The sequence below is a fragment of the Glutamicibacter sp. FBE19 genome (genome assembly GCF_015524875.1).
Classification (GTDB): domain Bacteria; phylum Actinomycetota; class Actinomycetes; order Actinomycetales; family Micrococcaceae; genus Glutamicibacter; species Glutamicibacter halophytocola.
Genome location: NZ_JACKQN010000001.1, coordinates 429,725 through 449,800, shown reverse-complemented (window position 1 = coordinate 449,800; position 20,076 = coordinate 429,725). Strand labels below are relative to the sequence as shown.

Here is a 20,076-nt window from a genome sequence, read left to right as displayed (position 1 = left end):
TTATTTTGTGTATGCTCAAGTCAAGAACATTCGACGCGACCGGAGAACACATGGCAAGGCCTTCCACACCCAAGCTCAGCACCAACGCCATTGCCGACGCCGCGCTCGGGCTCGTCGATGCCCGCGGCGAATTCACCCTTCCGCAGCTGGCCAAGGAACTCTCGGTTTCCGCCTCCTCCCTCTACAACCACGTCCAGGGAAAGGGAGAAATCATCGAGCTGATGCGCGGGCGGGCCATGGCGGAAATCGAGCTGCCGGACTTGGGCCAGGTCAGCTGGCAAGAAGCCGTGAGGGCTATCGCGATGGAATACTGGGCTTCCTATTCCAAGCACCCACGCCTGATCCCGCTGCTGACCAGCCATACGGTCCGGGACAGCACCACGCTGCGCGTCTACGATGCGCTGGCCGAAGCATTGGCGCTGGCCGGAATCGAGCCTGGGCGGCGCCTGCAGGCCATCACCATCATCGACTCCTTCGTCCTGGGTTCCGCCCTGGATGCGGCCGCACCGAAAATCGTGTGGGAAGCGAGTGCCGAGTCATCAAGCTATTTCAAAGAGGCGCTGGACGCCGGCTTAGCGGATAGCAACCGCCCGAAAGCCACCTTTGAGCTCGGGCTGGATATGCTTCTTGGCGCCTTGGGACGCCAGGCCACAGCCGACAGCGACGGAGCCTAGGAACAGGTAAAGTACCGGGCGAGCAGCAGCCCCGGGTGGTAGACGATGTTTCTCGTGGGTGCTGTCCCCACCGGTGAAACCCACCCGATATTGCTGCCGTTTTCACTCACCGCATTGCCATCGGTGGTGTAGACGACCAGCAGTTTCAGTTCCATGGACCGGGACCCGCCCGAGGTGACCAGCCCCAGCAGATTCAGCCCTGGTCCATAGGCCGCCGTTGTCGCACCGGCCGCCAGATTCGTATAGCCATAGGTGGAGGCATCGGTCTGCAACCTCAGCACCAGCCTGGCTCCGGGAGGAATCTGCTGCGCGGGCCAGGAGATATTGGCCGTGGTCAGCAAAACACCGGATTCGGTGCAGGCCAGCGGCCCGGTGGCCGGTGCCACCGTGCCCGCAGCGAGGGCCGATGACGCATTAGCGGTTCCGGTGAAGGCGGCCTGGGTCAGCGCGGCCTTGGGGCCGTGCACCGCAAAAGCGGCGAGCAAGGCCACCACGGCCAGCCCTGCCGCTAACCGGGGCCATCGGCCAGTTCCCGGCTCAGGCCGGGGCCGTTCTCCTTCATCCTGCTGCATCTTTGCTCGCCGCATCGGCGGCACTCCCGTTCCGCCGGCACCGTCCTTGGCACTGTCTATGCCGCGGAAGGCGATGAAGAGCAAATAAGCGCACAACAGGCTCCCGAGGGCGTAGGCCCAGGGCTGGCTGAGCCAGGAAACGGCGTAGCCCAGCCCGGGAACGCTCACCAGCAGCCGATCCACCTGGTCCACCGGATAGGCCTGCACATCGGGCACGGGGTTGGTATCCCCCTTGAGCACCAATCCGCCGGGAACCTTCTCAACCACGCGATGGGTAATGCGCTGGTTCCCGCTGTTGACCACCGACACCACGTCGCCCACGGCGACCTCTTGAACAGTTGCGGGAACGGCCAGGCCCAGGGATCCGGTGGGAATGCCCGGAGACATGGAGCCCGAGGCGAAAACCAGCGGCTTGATTCCAAACACCAAGGCCAGCACCGCCATGGCCAGGCACAGCGTGCCCAGGACAGCGCAGGTGTTCAGCAGGATCTTGTGGAAGGCCGTCAGCGAGGACGCCCGTTCAGATCGGGTTCGATTCGCCGGCATCTCAGGACCCCACGGTCGAGGTGAAGGCAAGGGCCACCGTCGTGGACGCTGCCTGCAGGGCATTCGCCGCATTCACCGGCAACGAGTATTGCACGCACAGCGTTTCGCTGCCGCCAGAAGCCAAGGTCCTGGGATCCGAGGCGCTGCCGAACTGGGAGCCGGCAGCCTTCGTCATCAGCGTGGTCCCGCCCGAGCAGGTGACGCTGGAGCCGCTTCCGCTGATAGTGGCACCGGTTTTCACCACGATAGCCAGTCCCGCGCCCAAGGTTCCTGATCCCGATTCAGTGATTTTTCCCTGGAAGACATAGGGCGCGGAGATGGAGCCGGTGTTCTTGACCGTCACCACCGAGGCCGAACTGGACCCCGGGAAGAGGCTGTTGCCGGTGATGGGCATCTGGTAGCTGGCCGAGGTGGCGGTGCCCGCGGTGGCTCCAACCCCCAGTGACACGGTTGCCGTGCTGATGCTCGAGGTGGCGGTCGCTTCCCCGGTCCATGAAGCCAGGGTCGAGACAGCGCCAAATCCCACGAGGATGCCCAAGGACAATACCGCCTTGATGCGCAGTGAACGTTCGCTCATCGTTGTGCCCCGTCCCTTTCCTGTTCCCGTCGATTTGCACCCCGGGATGCGGCCAGCGCCGCGCCCCCGAGCGCCAGGATGCCGGCCGCCGCCCACAGCACGGCACCGCTGAATCCGGTCTCCGGTAGATCAATTTCCTGCTCCGGGCCCGAAGAATCCGGGCCTCCGTCCTCCCGGGCCGATTCCACGGCATCCACGCGCACCTGCAATTCCGGCACCAGCTGGTCCTTGGAGCCATTGGATGCCGACCACGGCAGTCCGACCCTCAATTCGACTTCCCGTGTTCCCTCGTGTTCCAGCGTGAATGCCGAAGCTCCAGTGGTTGCGAAATAGATCCCGGTTGGCTCAGCTGGCGCGAGGGCGTGGACGCTGACTTCTACGTCCCTGTCCCGATCATTTCTGATCCACAGGGATTTGGCGACTTCATCGCCGGGCACCAGCTCGTGGCCCCCGGCAAAGATCGGCGGAGGGTTCTGGGCATAGCTGCGCCCATCCAGGCTGTAGCTCAGCCCGCGATCTGCTTCGGCGCCTGCCGCCGGCACGGCCAGGCCAAGGACAAGGCAGGGAAGAGCGGCAATGGCGCCCATGGCGATTTTGAGCCGGCCCCTATCCATCACTGTCCCTTCCTTTGCCGCTCGCGCCAAGCACTCGCGAACATCACCACTGAATACACCATCAGCCCGCCTGCGGCAGCCCACGTCAGCCAAGTCCTCTGCTGCCCGGTCAGGGCGCTGTTGACGAACCCGAGCATTGGCAGCGAATACCAGAGCTTGCCCCGGATCTGCTCGGGCCGCACCGGCTGGTCATCGACATTATTGGCATCCCCGCGGAAGACAAAGCGCTGGTCGCCTGCAAGGCTGGTTCCGATGCCGGCCACCCGGTGGGTGACGACTTCGGGCTCCCCCGACACCAATTGGTAGGTCGCCACGTCGCCGATGCGCAGCAGCTCGGGATCAATGGGCTTGACCACCACCAGCGTTCCGGGTGGAAACTGCGGCCTCATCGATCCGGTCAGCACGGTATACGCCGTCGCCCCGCCCAATTTCGGGACCACGATCATCACGGCGATCAGGGCCAGCACGATGAACAGCAGCAGCCAGGAGAACACCTGCCCGGCCCACCACAAGATTCCCGTTCGTTCTCGCAGATCCCTGCGGCGCACCACGTGTCCAGCGGTCATCGTTGCTGGCCTGCAAACTTCAAGGCCAGTTCCACCCTGCCGCCAGCGGCCGATTGCGCCGCCCCGGAAGGAACCGAAACACGCACGCACAAGCTCTCGCTCTCTGGCACCGGCTCGGCACCCAGCACCCTGGCGCTTGCAAAACTTGCGGCAGAGCCCAAGGGCCCCGCATACAGTGCCTCGCCGGCCAATGGCTGGTCCGCTTCGCAGGCCACCGGGTCCATGCCGGCATAGACGCTCAGCCGCAAAGCGCCAGCCAGCGCCTGGTCGGCGCTGCTTGGCGAGGCGGCCGCATTAACCGCCCCATTGAGCTGGTACGACAGGTCAACCGTGCCCGCGTTGCTGATCTGCAGCGGCGCCTGGGTGAATGATCCGGGGATCAGCTCGCTGCCTGCCAGCTCCAGGAACTGGTACTTTGCTTCGCCACCGGCCAGCAAGGCCAGCGATCCGCTGGTCAAGGCCGGCGGATCCACGGTGCTTTCGGCACGCCAATTGGCGGCTGTGCCCTGCGCGCTGACTCCCAGCAGCAAAAGCACAGCCGCGCATATGGCGAACTTCAAGGGTTTGGGCATGCACCGGCCGATCCACACGCCATGGCTAGGCGCGAACCTGGTCCAAGGTCAGGGTCAGCGCTTCAAGGTCGAGAACCTGGTCATAGGTCGAAGGCGGGGTGTCTCCGACAGCCCCTTCGGCGAAGGTAACGGTGATCAGGAACGGCACCGAGTACGTTCCCGGTTCGGCAAAGGTCAGTGTTCCGTCGGTTTCCTCGGTGATCCCCGGAGCCGAAGCATCAACCTGCAGGGCGACCGTCACGTACCCTTCCAGCGCGCCAAGGGCGGTGTCCAGCTGGTCAACGCTCAGCGAACCGGCGATGTTCTTGCCTTCGGCATCGATGGTGGCCGTCTGGCTGAATGAAACCACATCGCCTGGAACCAGTTGCTGGGTTGCCGGGTCGAAAGGCTCCGGCGCCTCTGGGTTGCTGATATCTTGCCAGACGCCGGCTCCCCCGGTGGTCAAATTCAGGTGGCCCGTTTCGACGGTGCCCGCATCGATGGTCTGCTGTGCCTGCCAGCGCGCTACCGTGCCGGCTCCGCCGAGAAGCAGCGCGCCAGCGGCCACAGCCGCGATGGTTGCCTTGGTTACTTTCTTCATGAAATACGCTTCCTCAAAGTCCACGTGCCGCCGATGGCACATACTTCAAGTAAAGCCTATTTAGTAAATTTTTCAACCCCCTAATTACCCATGTCCTTCGCTGGCGGAACGCAATACGGCAGGACCGCCCATTCGGCCGCCTGACACCAATGGCACGGAAGTTGCCATTCGCCAAAGATCCCCAGTTGACTAGGCGTTTTAAGTCGCCATGGCAATACTGGGCATCACAGTTGGGCGATGTTCGACAAGTGGTTGAATTTGCAATACATCTGTCCAAATAAGTCTAGCTAGTTGGCAGATCTTCACGCATCGCGAAGGAGTTCGACCATCGGCTGAATTAGCCTCGCCGGTCCGGAGCCGAGGCAAAAAGGTTCAGCCCCATGGCGCGCGAAAGCGCTCCGATGGCAAGCTGCGCCCGCACCGAGTTCCCGGCCATGTCCAGCGGTGGCGAAAACGCGCCAATGGCGCCCTTGCCCGGGGCCACCGCGACGATGCCACCCGAGACCCCCGATTTCGCCGGAATGCCAATCTCGAAGAGCCATTCCCCGGAGCGTTCATACAGGCCATTGGAGGCCACCGTGGCCAAGGTGTCGCGGCAAACATCGGCGTCGACTACGCGCTGTCCGGTGACCGGGTTGACTCCTCCATCGGCAAGGGTGGCGCCCATGACCGCCAGATCGTGGGCGGTGATGTTCAGCGAGCACTGCTTGGTGTAGACATCAACAGCCTCGGACGGATCATTCTCCAGCCGTCCGTAGCTCTTGAGCAGGTGCCCCAAGGCCCTATTGCGCTCATTGGCCAGCGACTCGGAATGATAGACCTCGTCATCCAGGCTCAACGGGCGGCCGGCAAAGGCCGAGAGCCCCTCGCGAACGTTTTCCCACTTCTTGGCGGCAGTCCGCCCTGGCATCATCGACGTCGTGGCAATGGCACCGGCATTAACCATGGGATTCATCGGCAGTCCATTGTTCAGCTCCACGGCCATCACCGAATTGAAGGACATGCCGGTGTTGTTCACGCCGATGCGCTCGCGCACCAGCTCGCGGCCATGCTCCTGGACCACCAGTGCGTAGACGAACATCTTGGAGATGGATTGGATCGAGAACGGGTGGGAGCAATCGCCCACGGCATGCACCGAACCGCCCACGTGGGACATGGCAATGCCAAATAGCCCGGGGTCCGCTTGGCCAAGCACGGGGATGTAATGGGCCAAGAGTCCGTCATCTGCGTCCGCGTAGCGCTCATGCGCTTCCTTCAGCAGGGCATCGATGCGGTCATGCTCCAGCTCGCCGGTGGAAACCTGCTGAACCACGTCATCGAAGTCGGTAGGAATAGTTTCATTATTCCCTTCCGAGGGGTAGGTCATTTTCACCTGCCTTTCTTAATGGCCTTGTTGATTCGCGCTCTGTGACTTGACCTTATCAACAGCGCACGCGGTTGGCACCCGCGAGCCACGCAGCGAGAACACCAGGTGCGGATCCTGCCTTCCATGCCCCGGGGACTGAAGTAAATCCCCGCGGCGGACCATATGTGTTTTCACCTACACTGTGCATCACCTAACAGCGCAAAGCGGCCCGGCTGGCTTAGCATTTTGAGCATGGCTAAGGGTATTACTTTTCATACGCGCAAGTGGGTTCGCCCAGAAGATCTGAATGCAAACGGGACGCTGTTCGGCGGCAGCCTGTTGCGCTGGATCGATGAAGAAGCTGCGATCTACTCCATCATCCAGCTGGGCAACAAGCACGTTGTCACCAAGTTCATGTCCGAAATCAACTTCATCGCCTCGGCAAAAGAAGGCGATTTGATCGAAATGGGCCTGACTGCCATCGACTTTGGCCGGACTTCAATCTCGCTGCGCGCAGAAGTGCGCAACATCTTCACCCAGGAATCGATTCTCACCATCGAGAAGATCGTCTTCGTGAACATCGGCGAGGACGGCACGCCTCAGCCGCACGGCTACGACCACATCACCTACACCCGTGACCGCATTCCGCTGGAAATCACCAAGGCGCTCGTTTAGGCTTCCTCAACTTTTGCCCTAAGCCCACACTGCATTCAGGGTGCTTTCAAGGCCCCGGCCAGCGGCACTGCCACAGTGCCCTGGCCGGGGCCTTGTCGTATCCTGCCGGAAGTTGGCCTGTGCCCTTGATCTGGCACGAAGCATGGCGCAGAGTAGTACTTGCCATCAAGCAGCACCCGCCGAGACTGAAGCGAGAATAGCCATGGGCCGAATGATCTTCGTCAACCTTCCAACCGCAGATCTAGCCACAGCCGACAAGTTCTACGAGGCATTGGGTTTCACGAAGAATCCCGCCTTCTCCGATGAGAATGCCACCTCTTGGATCATCGACGAGAACATCTTCGTCATGAGCCTGCAGCAAGAATTCTTCTCCAGCTTCCTGGTCAACGGCGACAAGCCGGGCCTTGGCTCCGGCCAGCGCGAAGCACTGAACGCCCTGTCTTCCGAGACCCGCGACGGCGTGGATGAATTTGTCGTCAACGCCCAGGCCGGCGGCGGAAGCATCTACCGCCCAGCTGATGAGCCATTCCCCGGAATGTACCAGGCAGCCGTCCAGGATCCCGACGGCCACGTCTGGGAAATTTCCTGGATGAGCCCAGAAGCCTTGCAGTCCATGGAAGCACCAGAGGGCTAGGCCCGGACCAAACGCTAGGACACCTCTGAATTCCGCAAATGCCGCGCATCCGAAAGTGCGCGGCGTTTGCGGAATTGCTTTTTCATCCCCTTGGCTGGATACATCGGTTCTGGCCACCGCGGCTGAAGCACATCGCCCAGGGTCACTCCGCGCAGCCGGCGCCCGAACATCGGCAGCACCCATTGCCGCAGCCATTCCACATCGCGCTGGGTGGCCTGCCAGAATCCCACCCGCTCGGCAGCACCGAGCGGATCAAACTCCAAGTGGTGCTCTGAACCGAGAATCTCAAGGATCCGGATGGCCATATAGCGGTGGCCAGCACGGTTCATATGCAATTTATCCGTATCCCACATGCGCTTATCGCGGTAGGCATGCCACTGCCAATAATCCACGAGCACCACATTCTCCGGATGCATCAGCGCCAATTCGCGCACGCACTCGTTAAAACGCCAGTTCCGCCTCTTGAACGGAGCCAAAACCGGATGCACCGGGATGTCGAAGCCGGTGAACAGCAAGACCTTGGCTCCGGTCGAAACGAGGTCGGCCACGGCCTGGGAGTATCGCTCAAGGAAAATTTTCATATCCTTGCGGAACTCCAAGATGTCGTTCCCGCCGGCATAGAAGGTAATCACTTCCGGTTTCAGTGCCAGCGCCACCGGAATCTGCTCCTCGATAATCTGTTCCAGGCGGCGGCTGCGGATCCCCAGGTTCACGTATTGCCACTGCGGGTCCGCCTTGGACAATTGCTTGGCCACCCGGTCGGCCCAGCCGCGCACGCCGTTGGGCAGCCGGGGCTCCCAGTCCCCCACGCCTTCGGTGAAGGAATCTCCCAGCGCCATGAATAGCCGTCCCATGATAGCGACGCTATCGGCCATAGCTGACGAACCGATGGATGGACGGCAAACGCATGGCCACCTGGAGGTGGACGTTCGGCCAACCCGGGCTTCGCAAGGGCTTGGGCTTCAGCGGCTTTCCGCCAGGCTGTCCATCACCGACAGCCCCTCGACTTTGCTGAAGTCGGTTCGGATCTGCGAGGAAACCACTGCAGCTATTTCCGTCGTGCTCATGCCCATGCCCGGGCCGGCGAGCGCCGGAAGGTCTTTCAGCACGTTAACGGCGGCCGCTTCAATTGCCTGCGCCGCTGCCTTTTCGCCCAGGTGGGCCAGCATCATCGCGGCGGAGAGAATCGCTCCTACCGGATTCGCCCAACCTTTTCCGGCGATGTCCGGGGCTGAACCGTGGATCGCTTCAAACATGCTCGGTGCCGAGCCATCAAGATTCAGATTCCCGCTGGCCGCAACCCCTAGTCCGCCCTGGATGACCGCGCCGAGATCCGTGATGATGTCGCCAAACAGGTTGTCGGTAACCACGACGTCGAACTTTTCCGGGGCTACCGGCAGATGGAAGCACATCGCATCCACGTGGACGTAATCCACGTTGACTTCCGGATATCGTGTGGCCACGGAATTCACGACGTCTTGCCACAGCTTGCCGGCTTCAATGAGGATGTTCTTCTTGTGGCACAGGGTCAGCTTCTTGCGGCGGTTCATGGCCAGCTTGAACGAGTATTCGACAACCCGCTCGATCCCCTGCCGGGTATTCACGGATTCCTGGATGGCAACAGTATTAGGCGTATTGGCATGGATGGTGGAGCCTTGCCCCACATAGGCGCCTTCGGTGTTTTCCCGCACGATGACCAAGTCGCAGCGTTCAGGGGTGAGCCCGGCGATGGGAGTCGCAACGCCGGGATAAAGCTTGACCGGCCGCAGATTCACTGCCTGCTCGAAGGCCTGGCGCATCGCAAGGATGAAACCGCGTTCCAGTATTCCTGGCTCTACCGAGGGATCGCCCATGGCACCAAAAAGCACCGCATCATGGGTCCGCAGCTGCTGCGCCAGATCGTGATTCCACAGTTCGCCGGTGGCTAGATAATGCTTCGCACCAGCCTTGTAGTGGTGGTACTTGATGGAGAGGCTAAAAATATCCTCGGTCGCCGCCAGTACTTCCAGGGCGCCGTCCATGACATCGGGACCGATGCCGTCTCCGGGGATTACTGCGATGGAATAGCTGTTCACGACGCGGTCCTTTCATTGCCATCGATCAAGTTGAGCAGTTCGTCAAAATACTTCTGCAGCTCCTGCTGCGCCTGTGGAACAGAGCCACGGATGATCGCTGCCATCGACGTCTCGATATGGCGATCCAAGGATGCAGCGGCTTCTTCGTACCAGGCACAAGCAGGCAGAAATACTTCTTCGCTCATGCGCACAAGCGGCACAGACCTGCGAAGCTGGTTATTCCTGCTGCACTCAAGAAGACCGGTGTGGAATCCTGAACGGCTTCGAGGCGTCCATGGGCCGGGATTGCCAGCCGCGAGTTGTTCCAGTTGTGCTGCTGTGCCGTGTTGCACGAGTTCGCAGGCGCCGGTTTCCATGATCCGCCGGTAGGCCAGGACTTCCTTGAGCAGGTGGCTTGCCATCCGGGTTACCGAGGCCCGGCCAAGGTCATCAATCTGAATCATGCCGTCGTTTTCAAGCAGGTTCAGCGCATCGCGCAGCGGGGTCCGGCTGACGCCGAGCTGTTCCGATAGCCACGCCTGTGGCAGCTGCTCGCCAGGTTGGTAGCGCCCTGAAAGTATGCGTTCGCTGATGAGTCCGGCTGTTTCACGCGCCAGGGATACGTTGCTGCGCCACGTGGTTGACATGTTCACCGCCCGGATCCGGAACCACCGATTCTCCGGTTCGGTATCCAGAGACTCTTCATTGACCATTACTGTTCCCCGAGCATTTTTGCTTGTCAATGGTTTCATCGATTTTTGCTCAGTTATGGGGTCACTTTTAATAAATCCATTGACTGCGAGCTAGATCACTGATTAGCTTTGAACACCTACTGGTCTGACCAGTAAAACTTCCACTAGCGACCGCTCGAAAGTAGGAATGGTGTCGACTTACCTGAATGCCTATCCAGAAGGATTGCCGATCGGCGGCCATTGGGTTCCGTGCGAGGACAGCGCCGATATCGTCTTCCCTTTCGATTCTTCGCTGATTGCTTCCGCACCGGTGGGAACCGTGGATCACGCAGCCCAGGCCCTGGACGCCGCCGAGCAGGTAGCCGACGAGGTCGAAGGGCTGAGCACCGGTACCCGTCGGTCAATCCTTTGCTCCGTTCATGACCGGCTGGCAGAACATCGCGAAGAACTGGAGCAGCTCCTGGTCCTCGAAACCGGGAAGCCGCTGGTTGACTGCAGGGTGGAAGTGGCCCGCACGTTGACCACATGGTCCTCTGCCGCCGAAGAAGTCGCCCATATCCACGGCGAAACCGTTCCATTGGACTTGCAGCCATCGGGCGAAGGCATGATGGGCTTCTGGGTGCGCAAGCCCGCCGGCATCGTCGTCGGCATTGCCGGCTTCAACTACCCGCTCTTGCTGGCAAGCCACAAGCTGGCCCCGGCAATTGCCGCTGGCTGCCCCATTATCCTCAAGCCGGCCCCCAACACTCCCCTCGCAACCTTGTGGGCAGTGCACATCATCCGCGAGGCATTGGCCGAGCATTCGGTGAACCCCGGAGCCGTTCAACTGGTCACCGGTGGCATCGACGTTGGCGAACGCCTCGTGGGCGACCCGCGTTCCGCGGTGGTTTCCTTTACCGGTTCCGCGGCTGTAGGACATCAAATTGCCAAGAACGCCGCCCCGCGGAAAACCGTGCTCGAGCTCGGCTCCAACACCGGCTTTATTGTCGCCGCAGACGCCAGCATTCCCCAGGCGGTGGACGCCGTTCTGCGCGGCGGCTTCTACGCCAACGGGCAGGCCTGCATTTCAATCCAGCGGGTGCTGCTGGACAAGGAAATCGCCCAGGAGTTTCAGGCACAGCTTCTGGAGCGCCTCGGCGAAGTCGCCGTTGGCGATCCCCGCTCCGCGCAAACGCGGGTAGCGCCCGTGATCAATGAGGCATCAACACAGCGAATCCTGGGCTGGATCAACGACGCCGCGGCCCATGGCGCCCAGGTGCTGGCTGGCGGCGAGCTGGAGGGCAGGGCCCTGAAGCCAACCGTGGTCCGCGATGTCCCCCGGGATCTGCAGCTATGGAATGAAGAAATCTTCGGGCCCGTTATCTGCCTGGAAACAGTCCCCGATCTCGACACGGCTTTCGAGATCCTCAATGACTCCAGGTACGGGCTGCAGGCGGCCATCTACAGCAGCTCGCTCAAGACCGCATTCCGCGCCATCGACACCCTCAAGGTCGGCGGCGTGGTCGTGAACGAAATCCCGGGATTCCGTTCGGACATCATGCCCTACGGCGGGGTCAAGGACTCGGGCATTGGCCGGGAAGGCCCGCGCTTCGCCATAGAAGAGTTCACCGTAACCCGCATGGCGCTGATCCGGCCATAGCAGCCCACAGAGAAAGAAGCCCACTAGTGGACTACACGCAATTATTTCAGTTCGCCTCACGCCGCGTGCTGGTCATCGGAGCCGGCAGCGGCATCGGGCGCGAAGCGGCCCTCGCCCTGCATGCGCACAATGCCCAGGTCATTTGCGCCGATCTGAACGAAGCGGCCGCCCGGGAAACGGCAGCCCTGCTCGGCGGCCATGCGACGGCCATCGGGCTCGACGTGCTCGACCACGACGCGGTCCGGGTCGCCGCCGAAACCTACCAGGACATCTCGGCCCTGGTCTTCACCGCTGCCATGAACGTGCGCAAGCGCATCGTCGATTACACGATGGAAGAATTCGACAAGGTCGTCAACCTCAACTTGCGCGCCTCATTCTCGCTGATCCAGGCCTTCGCACCGCGCCTGGCAGCCAACGGCGGCGGATCCATTATCGGCGTGGCCTCGATTCGCGCTTCCGTGGTGGAGCCGGGACAAAGCGTCTACGCGGCAACCAAGGCCGCGCTGGTGCAGCTGGTTCGCACCGCCGCGGCAGAGTTCGGCGAGCAGGCAGTGCGGGTCAATGTCATCGCCCCGGGAGTTGTCGAAACCCCGCTGACCGCGCAGATCAAGGCCAATGAGCAGTGGTACAACGCCTACGCCACCAAGAGCGCCCTGGGGCGCTGGGCGAAACCCGAGGAAATGGCCGGAGCCATCGTGTATTTGGCTTCCGACGCGTCGAGCTTCGTCACCGGATCGGTGTTGAGCGTTGACGGCGGATGGACCGCCATCGACGGCCGTTTCACACCGCCAAATTGATCCGAGTCGAGGAGGATACCGCCCATGGCGCAGCCACTGCAGCCCGCTGAACCACCGAAGGCGCGAGCCTTCGAAGCCATTGTCGATCACATTGAACGCCAGGTGCTTTCCGGCGAGCTCAATCCCGGAGAGCACCTTCCCGGCGAACGCGAACTGGTCACCGCCTTCCAGGTCAGCCGCTCCTCGGTGCGCGAAGCCATGCGCGTGCTGGAAAGCAACGGCATGATCGCTTCGCGTCCTGGCGACCCCCGCGGGGCGGTGATCCTGGCACCGACCTCGGGCCCCTTGCAGAAAGTGATCTCCCGGCTGGCCCAGGCCTCGGCATCCAGCCTCGCGGACCTGCTGATTTACCGCATGACCTTGGAATCATCGGCTAATTCCCTGGCCGCCACCCGGCGTACCGAAGCCGATCTGCTGCAGCTGGAAAAGGCCATGGCGCGGATGCGCGCGGCCCGGGCACAGGGACAAGAGGCCTTCAGCAAGGCCGACTTGGATTTCCATGATGTTGTGGCCAATGCCAGCGGCCATGCGCTGTTGCGCATTTCCGCTGAGGCGGTGCGCGACTCCATCGAGCAGCTCATCGCCGCAAGCATCGAGCAGAGCCCCGATGACCATGCGCTGATGCAACGCACCATCGACCACCACGACCAGGTATTCCAGGCCATACGCGACCAGGACGCCCACCTCGCCGAGCACCTGGCGCGAAGCAGCCTTTTCGAGTACTACGGGCACCTGCTGGCCAAGGACGAGCAGATCGCCTTGTCCGCCCTGGCCTCCTTCGGCAGCAACACCCGGTAGCCGCTCCTCCCGCCCTAGTCCAGGGCCAGCCAGTTGGGCACGGCGCTGGCCGGCCGCTGCGACTCGTACCAGCTGGCCGCTGCGAGCACCTGGTCATCGGCACCCACCCGTCCGGAGAGCTGCACTCCGATGGGCTTGCCGTCGCTGGTGAATCCGCAGTTCACCGTTGCGGCGGGCTGCCCCGACATGTTGTAGGGAACGGTGAAGCCGATGTGGCTCATGGTGGCGTGGGGATCGGGGTTCGGCATCGGCTGTTCCGCGCGGAAGGCGGGCATCGGCGACACCGGGGAGATCACCAGGTCGTAGGCGCTGGTCGCGGCAATCGTCGCCTTTTGCATCTGGTCGATGGCTCCGAAGTTCCTGATGGTCTGCGCTCCATCGAATTTTGCGCCATCGGTGCACCACGCGGCGATGTAGTCCAGGACTTTCGCCTGTTCGCTGGCCGGCAGTTCCCGGTAATCGGCCAGCGATCGAGTCCTCCAAAAGCCATCCAGCCGATCAAGCATGCCCTGATCGATGAAGGGGGCCAGCACCTGAACCCGGGCGCCTGCCGCGGCAAAGACCTCGGCAACGGCGGAAACTGCCGAGGCTATTTCCGGTTCCACCGGATCACCGGCATTCGCATCAAGGTGAAGCGCGACTTTCAGGCCCCGCACGCCAGGCAGCTCTGCGGCCCAGTCCATGGCCGGATACGGGCGTGCCGTGTAATCGCGCAGGTCCGGCTGGCCCAGGATCGACATGAACAGGGAAATATCGGCAACGCTGCGTCCCATGGGACCGGCAGCCCGGCCGATATATGGCACGTCCAGGGGAATGAGCCCGGCGCTCGGCTTGAGCGTTGCCAGCGCCTGCCAACCGCCGGGCAGCCGGATGGAGCCGCCGATATCCGTGCCGACATGCAACGGGCCATACCCGGCGGCCGCGGCAGCCCCCGCTCCGGCGCTGGACCCGCCAGTGGTCCATTCGGGGTTCCATGCGCTGCGTGAAATTCCATGCAGGCTGGAAACCCCGGAAGAGAGCATGCCCCAGTCGGGCATGGTGGTGGATCCGACAATCACCGCGCCCGCCTCCAGGATGCGATCGGTGATCGGCGCGTTCTGCGCGGGGATGGCGGGATTCGACAGCGCGGTGCCCGAGGGCATCGGGATTCCCTTGCGGGCGATATTCTCCTTGACCGTCACCGGCACCCCGTCCAGGGCGCTCAGCGGCCTTCCGCTGGCCCAGCGCGCTTCGCTTTCCCGGGCTTGGCGCATCACCTCACGCGGATCGAAGGCGTACATGGCGTTGAGCACCGGTTCGCGTTCTTCGACCCGGCTGATGACCGAGCTAGCCACCTGGACCGGCGAAAGCCCGCGCGCCGCGTAGCCCGCACCGAGTTCACGGGCAGAGAGCTGGTGCAGGGCTGTGGAGTGCTCTGATATTTGTGACATGCGGGCCTCTCAATATGTGCTGCGTGCCTAGCGGGAGGCTAGTTCCTCGCGAAGTGACATCGACGAATTGACCAATGTCCGGGTGTATTCATGGCGCGGATTTCCATAGATCTGCTCCGTGGTTCCGCTCTCCACGATCTGCCCATGGTTCATCACCACCACGTTGTCGCAGATGTAGCGCACGACGGAGAGGTCATGGGAGACGAAGACCAGCGTCAGCTGGTAATCGTCGACCAGATCCGAGAGCAGGTTGAGCACCTGGGCCCTGACCGAAACATCCAGCGCGCTCACCGGCTCATCGGCAACCAGGACCTTGGGCTGGCAAACCAGTGCGCGGGCGATGGAGATCCTTTGCCGCTGCCCGCCTGAGAACTGGTGCGGGAATCGCTCGGCAGCCTCCGCGGGCAGCCCCACGGCCCCCAGCATCTCAGCGACCTGCCGGCGATGCTTTGCGCTGTCCACCTTTTGGCCCGGTGCCAGCAGAGGCTCGGCTATGATGTCCCTGACCTTCATGCGCGGATCGAGGGAGCCCATGGGATCCTGGAAGACGATCTGCAGTTGCTGGCGCAGCTGCAGCAGGTCCTTTTCCTTGGCTCCGGCAATCTGGTTTCCTGCCACCTGCACGCTGCCGGAGGTCGGCTGGTCGAGCCCTGCCAGGATGCGCAGCAGGGTTGATTTCCCCGACCCCGATTCTCCGACCACCCCGAACCTTTGCCCGGCGGCCACGTCAAAGGAGATTCCGCGCAGGGCCTGGACTTCGCCGGGCTTGCCGAAGAGCGCCGTGCGGCCCACGGGATAGGTTCTGACAAGGTCCTTGACGCTGATCACCAGCTGATTGCCCTCGGCGGCTGCCTGCGGGGCAGCGGTCGCAGCGGGCTTCTCGGCCTCGGCTTGGGCTTGAGGCTGTGCCTGCGGATCCTCGATGGTGGGCGGCGTATAGGCGGCGGCCGAAGCGACGGTGAACAGCCTTCCCTCGGCATCGGTCGCGTTCAGGTCCGAGGCCGCCAGCAGGCCCCGGGTATAGGGGTGCTGCGGGTTGCTGAAGACCTGGGCGGTGCTTCCTTCTTCGACAATGCGCCCGTTGTTCATCACCAGGACCCGGTCGCAGACGTTGGCCACAACGGAGAGGTCATGGGTGATGAAGAGCAGCCCGGTGCCCCGTTCGGCCACCGATTCCTGGATCAACTCCAGCACTTGTCGCTGCACCGTCACGTCCAGGGCCGTTGTCGGCTCATCGCATAAGAGCAGCCCGGGGTCGTTGGCCAGGGCCATGGCCAGCATGGCGCGCTGGCGTTGGCCGCCCGAGAGCTGATGGGGATAGGCCCGTGCGGCGCGTTCAGGATCCGGCAGCTTCACGGAGGCCAGCAGTTCCACGGCACGCTTGCGGGCTTCGGCCTTGGTGGCAACTACCTTGTGGGTGGTCATGATCTCGGCGACTTGCCGCCCGACCTTCATCAACGGGTTCAACGCGGTCAGCGGTTCCTGGAAAACCATGGCCATGTCCTTGCCGCGGATCTTCTGCAGTTCCTTGTCGCTGGCGTCCACGAGATTTCCGGGATGCCCGGCCAGCTGGATCGAGCCTTGCGCGCTGGCTCCTTCGGGAAGCAGCCCCATCAGCGCCGAGGCGGTCATCGACTTGCCGGAACCTGATTCTCCAATCAGGCCCACCCGGTCCCCGCGTTTCATGCTCAGGTTGAAATCGGCCACCAAGGTGCGGGTCTTGGTCTTGATCGCCAGGTTGGAGACGTCCAACAGGCTTGAGCGCACGTCGTTGTCAGCCATGGTTCAGCGCTCTCCGTTCAGCTTCGGGTCGAATCTGTCGCGCAGGCCATCACCGAGCAGGGTGAAGCCCAGGACCGCCGTGGCGATGGCCAGGCCCGGCCATACCGCCAGCATCGGGTAAGTGCCCAGGAACTGCTGCGATTCCTGGAGCATGCGCCCCCAGGACGGAACCGGTGGAGGGGTGCCCAGGCCCAGGAAGGACAGCGCGGCTTCGGCCAGCACCGCGATGGCAAAGGAAACGGAGCACTGGACGACCACCATGCCGATGATGTTGGGCAGCACGTGGCGCCGGGCGATCCGCAGGCCGTTCTGGCTCGCAGCCTTGGCGGCCATGATGTACTCGGTGCTCATGACCTGCAGCGTCCCGCTGCGCGCGACCCGGGCGAATCCGGGAATCGAGCCGATGCCAATGGCGAGCATGGCGGTGAGCGTGCTGGCCCCGAAGACCGCGCCGAACATGATGGCGACGAGCAGCGCCGGGAAGGCCAGCAGGATGTCTGCGCCGCGCATCGTGACTTCCTCGGCCACCCCGCCGCGCATCCCGGCCAGGATCCCCAGCGGGGTGCCGATCAGCAGCGCGATGCCCACGGCGACCAGGCCGACCAGCAGCGTGATGCGCGCACCGTAGAGCACCCCGGAAAACACGTCGCGTCCGTAGCGGTCGGTGCCCATCAGGTGCTGGGCGCTGGAGCCCTGCAACCTGTCGGCGGGGACTGCCTGGATGGGATCGTAGGGCGTCCAGATGAAGGAGAGCAGCGCAGCGAGCAGCACCAGCGCTACCAGCGATCCGCCCACAATCAAGGTCGGCGAGAGCTTGCGCCTCGCGGGCTTGGCCACAGCGTGTACTTGTGCCATTACGCTCCCTTTCTGATGCGCGGATCCAGGATCGTATAAAGCACGTCCACCACGAGGTTGATGATCAATGTGATGGCCACCAGGACCATCACCACCGACTGGACGGTGAGCAGATCGCGATTTCCCACGGCATCGAGCAGCATGGAACCCAGGCCCGGAATCACGAAGACGCGTTCAATGACCACGGCCCCGATGATCAGCGCCGCCAGCTGCACGCTGGTCACGGTCAGCACGGGAATCGATGCATTGCGCAGCCCGTGCTTGACCAGTGCCTGCATTTTGCCCAGCCCCTTGGACCGCGCGGTCCGCAGATAGTCTTCGCTCATTACTTCCATGACTGCCGATCGGACGTAACGGGTCAGGATCGCGCCCTGGACCGAGGCCAGCGCCAGCACCGGCAGGATGACCCGGGCCAGGAAGTCGCCGAAGTCGGCCCCCGGCGGGGTCCAGCCATTGGCTGGCAGCCAGCCCAAGCCCACGGCAAACACCACAACCAGCAGGATGCCGGCAAGGAAGTTCGGAATCGCCACGCCCAGCTGGCTGATCCCGCTGATCAGGATGCCGCTGGGGTTGCGGTGCTTGACCGCGGCGTAGGTTCCAAAGGGCACCGCGATGGCCAGCGCAACGATCATTGCCATGATGACAAGGATCAAGCTGACTTGGACCCGGTCGGCGATCAGCGGGCTGATATCCTGCCGCGTGACGTATGAGGTGCCGAAGTCGCCCAAGGGCAGGCCCAGCGCCCAATCGAAGTACTGCACGATCAGCGGACGGTCCGTCCCGAATTCGGCACGGGTCTTGGCCAACAGCTCGGGCGTTGCATTCACGCCCAGCGCGATCTGCGCCGGGTCCCCGGGGATGGCCCTCATGAAGAAGAACACCGCCACGGTCGCAACCACATAGGTGACGACAAACCTCGCCACATTGATCAGTATTCGAAGTCCCATCAGCGTTTCCCCTCAAACGGCGGCTTGCTAGTTCCAGCCGATCCCGGTCAGGTTCAGTGCTTCGGTGACGGAGTTTTCCGGGATGCCGGTGACTCCCGATTTGGCGACAACGATGTTGGGGAAGATGAACAGCGTGTCGGCCGCAGCGTCGTCCACGATGGTCCGCACGACTTTTTTCATGCCCGCGACATAGCCTGCTTCATCGGCGGCATCGGCCTTGGCCGCGATGTCCTTGATTTTCGAGTTGTCGTAGCCCAGGTAGTAGTCCGGGTTGTTGAACATGGCCAGCACATCGCGGCTTTCCACGGCCAGCACCACCGACATCTGGTAGTCCTTCTTCGTGAAGACCTGATCCAGCCATACGGCCGGGAACTCCGCGGATTCGATGCTGGCCTTGATGCCGACATCGGCCAGCTGGGAGACCACGATTTCGGATACCGCAGTTGCGTAAGGCCTGGTGGGTACCGTGAAGGTGATGCTGAGGTCTTCTGCCCCGGCTTCTTTCAGAAGCTGCTTGGCCTTCTCCGGGTCATAGGGGTAGACGTCGTTGAGATCCTCGTAGTAGGGGTCGGTGGTTGGAACCGGTCCGCCCACTACGGTGCCGTAGCCATTCCATGCGGTGTCAACCACCGCTTGGCGGTCGATGGCGTACATGACCGCTTGGCGGACGCGCTTGTCATCGAAGGGCGCCTTCTTGTTGTTCATCGACAACACGATTTCGCCATTGGACGTTCCTTCGAGGACCTGGAACTGGTCATTGGATTCAAAGGAGGAAAGCAGCTCGGGAGACTGCATGTTGTACACGACGTCAACGTCCCCGGATTGCAAGGCATTGGTCGTTGCCACCGCGTCGGCGAAGTAGCGCAGCGTGGCCTTGTCGATCGCTGGCTTCTGGCCCCAGTAGTCGTCGCGGGTGGCAAAGTCGATCGACTGGCCGCGGTTCCACGCTTCGATTTCATAGGGCCCGGTGCCGATTGCGGTGCTCGCCAAATCCTCGACGCCGCTGGGGTCGAACATGGCTCCGACCAGGGTTCCCATGTCGAAGAGCCAGGCGTTGCTCGGCTTCTTCAGCGTGACGGCCACTTCGGTGTCGTTGATGACCTTCACCGAATCGACGATGTCCATCTTGGCTTTCAGGCTGGAAACCCAGGCTTCGGATTTGACCCGGTCGATGCTGAATTTGACGTCATCAGCGGTGAAGGCTTCTCCGTTGGAGAAGGTGACGCCCTCGCGGAGCTTGAAGGTATAGGTCTTGTTGCCGTTACCCAGTTCCCACGATTCAGCCAGCAAGGGCTGAATCTTGCCGTCCTGGTCGATCTCGACCAGGCCTTCGTAGACGTTGGACATGAGCGCCTGGGGAATTGCGGCGCCGGCGGTCGTGGTGAAATCGAGGTTGACCGGCTCGCCGGTCAACGCCACGGTGACCGAAGACTTTTGGCTGGCGTCCTGGGTCGCGGTCGAGCTTGATCCGGCCGAGCAAGCGCTCAAGGCCAGCGTGCCAACAAGTGCTGTCGTAACCAACCGGCAGAGGTTCTTCTTCGCGCTCATGATTCTCCATCGTTCAACGTGACAATGAGTGATGTGATCCATGAAACACCATCCATGCTGATATTTCTACTAAGTTTTCTGGTCTTACCAGTTAGAGAAGTTTTCGTTTTTGCCTGCCATTGAAGCGCCAGCTGGGATATCTTTGTCCTCAACCGAGTGTTTTCGATCCAGGAAAGGCA

At 62.4% G+C, this 20,076-nt stretch carries 21 protein-coding genes; 6 read left to right on the top strand and 15 right to left on the bottom strand.

Annotation, left to right across the window (positions count from 1 at the left end):
* The first annotated feature begins 50 nt into the window (after nucleotides 1-50).
* Complete coding sequence (locus H6F58_RS02035; RefSeq protein WP_060702766.1) at nucleotides 51-674, top strand: TetR/AcrR family transcriptional regulator C-terminal domain-containing protein; 624 nt, start codon at nucleotides 51-53, stop codon at nucleotides 672-674.
* On the opposite strand, the gene H6F58_RS02030 is transcribed toward H6F58_RS02035, so the two are convergent.
* From H6F58_RS02030 to glsA, 7 genes are all read right to left on the bottom strand, one after another.
* Nucleotides 671-1,792, bottom strand: coding sequence for a signal peptidase I (locus tag H6F58_RS02030; RefSeq protein ID WP_195180988.1), 1,122 nt, complete (start codon nucleotides 1,790-1,792; stop codon nucleotides 671-673). The two genes, H6F58_RS02035 and H6F58_RS02030, sit on opposite strands and share 4 nt — an antisense overlap.
* Nucleotide 1,793: 1 nt before the next feature.
* Entirely contained in the window at nucleotides 1,794-2,369 is a 576-nt protein-coding gene (locus H6F58_RS02025; protein WP_195180987.1) for a hypothetical protein, read from the bottom strand.
* Nucleotides 2,366-2,986 (bottom strand): hypothetical protein, encoded by a 621-nt coding sequence (locus H6F58_RS02020; protein ID WP_195180986.1) that lies wholly within the window; start codon nucleotides 2,984-2,986, stop codon nucleotides 2,366-2,368. Before H6F58_RS02020 ends, H6F58_RS02025 begins: the two co-directional genes overlap by 4 nt.
* Nucleotides 2,983-3,549: a signal peptidase I gene (locus tag H6F58_RS02015; RefSeq protein ID WP_195180985.1), complete on the bottom strand. Its 567-nt coding sequence runs from the start codon at nucleotides 3,547-3,549 to the stop codon at nucleotides 2,983-2,985. The genes H6F58_RS02020 and H6F58_RS02015 overlap by 4 nt, the downstream gene beginning before the upstream one ends.
* Nucleotides 3,546-4,121 (bottom strand): hypothetical protein, encoded by a 576-nt coding sequence (locus H6F58_RS02010; protein WP_195180984.1) that lies wholly within the window; start codon nucleotides 4,119-4,121, stop codon nucleotides 3,546-3,548. Before H6F58_RS02010 ends, H6F58_RS02015 begins: the two co-directional genes overlap by 4 nt.
* A 25-nt stretch (nucleotides 4,122-4,146) precedes the next feature.
* Nucleotides 4,147-4,701, bottom strand: coding sequence for an alternate-type signal peptide domain-containing protein (locus H6F58_RS02005; protein WP_195180983.1), 555 nt, complete (start codon nucleotides 4,699-4,701; stop codon nucleotides 4,147-4,149).
* 337 nt (nucleotides 4,702-5,038) lie between these two features.
* Nucleotides 5,039-6,067 carry a glutaminase A gene (gene glsA / locus H6F58_RS02000; protein WP_060702773.1) on the bottom strand — a complete coding sequence of 343 codons (1,029 nt, stop codon included), beginning with the start codon at nucleotides 6,065-6,067 and terminating at the stop codon, nucleotides 5,039-5,041.
* Nucleotides 6,068-6,298: 231 nt separating this feature from the next.
* Between glsA and H6F58_RS01995 the strand changes: the two genes are divergently transcribed.
* Nucleotides 6,299-6,721 carry a hotdog domain-containing protein gene (locus H6F58_RS01995; RefSeq protein WP_075972515.1) on the top strand — a complete coding sequence of 141 codons (423 nt, stop codon included), beginning with the start codon at nucleotides 6,299-6,301 and terminating at the stop codon, nucleotides 6,719-6,721.
* A 202-nt stretch (nucleotides 6,722-6,923) separates the two neighbouring features.
* Nucleotides 6,924-7,355 (top strand): VOC family protein, encoded by a 432-nt coding sequence (locus H6F58_RS01990; RefSeq protein WP_195180982.1) that lies wholly within the window; start codon nucleotides 6,924-6,926, stop codon nucleotides 7,353-7,355.
* A 14-nt stretch (nucleotides 7,356-7,369) separates the two neighbouring features.
* On the opposite strand, the gene H6F58_RS01985 is transcribed toward H6F58_RS01990, so the two are convergent.
* From H6F58_RS01985 to H6F58_RS01975, 3 genes are all read right to left on the bottom strand, one after another.
* Nucleotides 7,370-8,209, bottom strand: a complete 840-nt coding sequence (locus H6F58_RS01985; RefSeq protein ID WP_060703507.1) for an SGNH/GDSL hydrolase family protein — start codon at nucleotides 8,207-8,209, stop codon at nucleotides 7,370-7,372.
* Nucleotides 8,210-8,317: 108 nt separating this feature from the next.
* On the bottom strand, nucleotides 8,318-9,430 hold the full coding sequence (locus tag H6F58_RS01980) for a 3-isopropylmalate dehydrogenase (protein WP_060702775.1): 1,113 nt from the start codon (nucleotides 9,428-9,430) through the stop codon (nucleotides 8,318-8,320).
* Nucleotides 9,427-10,122, bottom strand: coding sequence for a GntR family transcriptional regulator (locus H6F58_RS01975; RefSeq protein ID WP_060702776.1), 696 nt, complete (start codon nucleotides 10,120-10,122; stop codon nucleotides 9,427-9,429). The genes H6F58_RS01980 and H6F58_RS01975 overlap by 4 nt, the downstream gene beginning before the upstream one ends.
* Nucleotides 10,123-10,288: 166 nt before the next feature.
* Here H6F58_RS01975 and H6F58_RS01970 point away from each other — a divergent pair, with 166 nt between their 5' ends.
* The 3 genes from H6F58_RS01970 to H6F58_RS01960 are packed head-to-tail and all read left to right on the top strand — an operon-like array spanning nucleotide 10,289 to nucleotide 13,335.
* Complete coding sequence (locus tag H6F58_RS01970) at nucleotides 10,289-11,740, top strand: aldehyde dehydrogenase family protein (RefSeq protein ID WP_195180981.1); 1,452 nt, start codon at nucleotides 10,289-10,291, stop codon at nucleotides 11,738-11,740.
* Nucleotides 11,741-11,766: 26 nt separating this feature from the next.
* A complete protein-coding gene (locus H6F58_RS01965; protein WP_195180980.1) occupies nucleotides 11,767-12,537 on the top strand; it encodes an SDR family oxidoreductase in 771 nt (256 codons plus the stop codon).
* Nucleotides 12,538-12,561: 24 nt separating this feature from the next.
* Nucleotides 12,562-13,335, top strand: coding sequence for an FCD domain-containing protein (locus tag H6F58_RS01960; RefSeq protein ID WP_060702779.1), 774 nt, complete (start codon nucleotides 12,562-12,564; stop codon nucleotides 13,333-13,335).
* 14 nt (nucleotides 13,336-13,349) lie between these two features.
* Here the strand turns inward: H6F58_RS01960 and H6F58_RS01955 are convergent, their stop codons facing one another.
* Genes H6F58_RS01955 through H6F58_RS01935 form a run of 5 tightly spaced genes read right to left on the bottom strand, consistent with a single transcriptional unit; the run spans nucleotide 13,350 to nucleotide 19,897 of the window.
* Nucleotides 13,350-14,765, bottom strand: coding sequence for an amidase (locus H6F58_RS01955; protein WP_186467956.1), 1,416 nt, complete (start codon nucleotides 14,763-14,765; stop codon nucleotides 13,350-13,352).
* Between the two features lie 27 nt (nucleotides 14,766-14,792).
* Nucleotides 14,793-16,547: an ABC transporter ATP-binding protein gene (locus tag H6F58_RS01950; RefSeq protein ID WP_146276541.1), complete on the bottom strand. Its 1,755-nt coding sequence runs from the start codon at nucleotides 16,545-16,547 to the stop codon at nucleotides 14,793-14,795.
* Between the two features lie 3 nt (nucleotides 16,548-16,550).
* Nucleotides 16,551-17,402, bottom strand: a complete 852-nt coding sequence (locus H6F58_RS01945; protein ID WP_146276543.1) for an ABC transporter permease — start codon at nucleotides 17,400-17,402, stop codon at nucleotides 16,551-16,553.
* Complete coding sequence (locus H6F58_RS01940) at nucleotides 17,402-18,349, bottom strand: ABC transporter permease (protein ID WP_146276545.1); 948 nt, start codon at nucleotides 18,347-18,349, stop codon at nucleotides 17,402-17,404. The genes H6F58_RS01945 and H6F58_RS01940 overlap by 1 nt, the downstream gene beginning before the upstream one ends.
* Nucleotides 18,350-18,376: 27 nt before the next feature.
* Entirely contained in the window at nucleotides 18,377-19,897 is a 1,521-nt protein-coding gene (locus H6F58_RS01935) for an ABC transporter substrate-binding protein (RefSeq protein ID WP_195180979.1), read from the bottom strand.
* Nucleotides 19,898-20,076 lie beyond the last annotated feature (179 nt).

Bases quoted from the DNA above. Each gene is read 5' to 3' on its own strand.
- glsA (WP_060702773.1), bottom strand. From the start codon at position 6,067: ATGACCTACCCCTCGGAAGGGAATAATGAAACTATTCCTACCGACTTC.
- H6F58_RS02015 (WP_195180985.1), bottom strand. From the start codon at position 3,549: ATGACCGCTGGACACGTGGTGCGCCGCAGGGATCTGCGAGAACGAACG.
- H6F58_RS01990 (WP_195180982.1), top strand. From the start codon at position 6,924: ATGGGCCGAATGATCTTCGTCAACCTTCCAACCGCAGATCTAGCCACA.
- H6F58_RS01950 (WP_146276541.1), bottom strand. From the start codon at position 16,547: ATGGCTGACAACGACGTGCGCTCAAGCCTGTTGGACGTCTCCAACCTG.
- H6F58_RS02005 (WP_195180983.1), bottom strand. From the start codon at position 4,701: ATGAAGAAAGTAACCAAGGCAACCATCGCGGCTGTGGCCGCTGGCGCG.
- H6F58_RS01985 (WP_060703507.1), bottom strand. From the start codon at position 8,209: ATGGGACGGCTATTCATGGCGCTGGGAGATTCCTTCACCGAAGGCGTG.
- H6F58_RS02035 (WP_060702766.1), top strand. From the start codon at position 51: ATGGCAAGGCCTTCCACACCCAAGCTCAGCACCAACGCCATTGCCGAC.
- H6F58_RS02010 (WP_195180984.1), bottom strand. From the start codon at position 4,121: ATGCCCAAACCCTTGAAGTTCGCCATATGCGCGGCTGTGCTTTTGCTG.
- H6F58_RS01940 (WP_146276545.1), bottom strand. From the start codon at position 18,349: ATGGGACTTCGAATACTGATCAATGTGGCGAGGTTTGTCGTCACCTAT.
- H6F58_RS01975 (WP_060702776.1), bottom strand. From the start codon at position 10,122: ATGGTCAATGAAGAGTCTCTGGATACCGAACCGGAGAATCGGTGGTTC.
- H6F58_RS01970 (WP_195180981.1), top strand. From the start codon at position 10,289: ATGGTGTCGACTTACCTGAATGCCTATCCAGAAGGATTGCCGATCGGC.
- H6F58_RS01945 (WP_146276543.1), bottom strand. From the start codon at position 17,402: ATGGCACAAGTACACGCTGTGGCCAAGCCCGCGAGGCGCAAGCTCTCG.
- H6F58_RS01935 (WP_195180979.1), bottom strand. From the start codon at position 19,897: ATGAGCGCGAAGAAGAACCTCTGCCGGTTGGTTACGACAGCACTTGTT.
- H6F58_RS01955 (WP_186467956.1), bottom strand. From the start codon at position 14,765: ATGTCACAAATATCAGAGCACTCCACAGCCCTGCACCAGCTCTCTGCC.
- H6F58_RS02030 (WP_195180988.1), bottom strand. From the start codon at position 1,792: ATGCCGGCGAATCGAACCCGATCTGAACGGGCGTCCTCGCTGACGGCC.
- H6F58_RS02025 (WP_195180987.1), bottom strand. From the start codon at position 2,369: ATGAGCGAACGTTCACTGCGCATCAAGGCGGTATTGTCCTTGGGCATC.
- H6F58_RS01995 (WP_075972515.1), top strand. From the start codon at position 6,299: ATGGCTAAGGGTATTACTTTTCATACGCGCAAGTGGGTTCGCCCAGAA.
- H6F58_RS01960 (WP_060702779.1), top strand. From the start codon at position 12,562: ATGGCGCAGCCACTGCAGCCCGCTGAACCACCGAAGGCGCGAGCCTTC.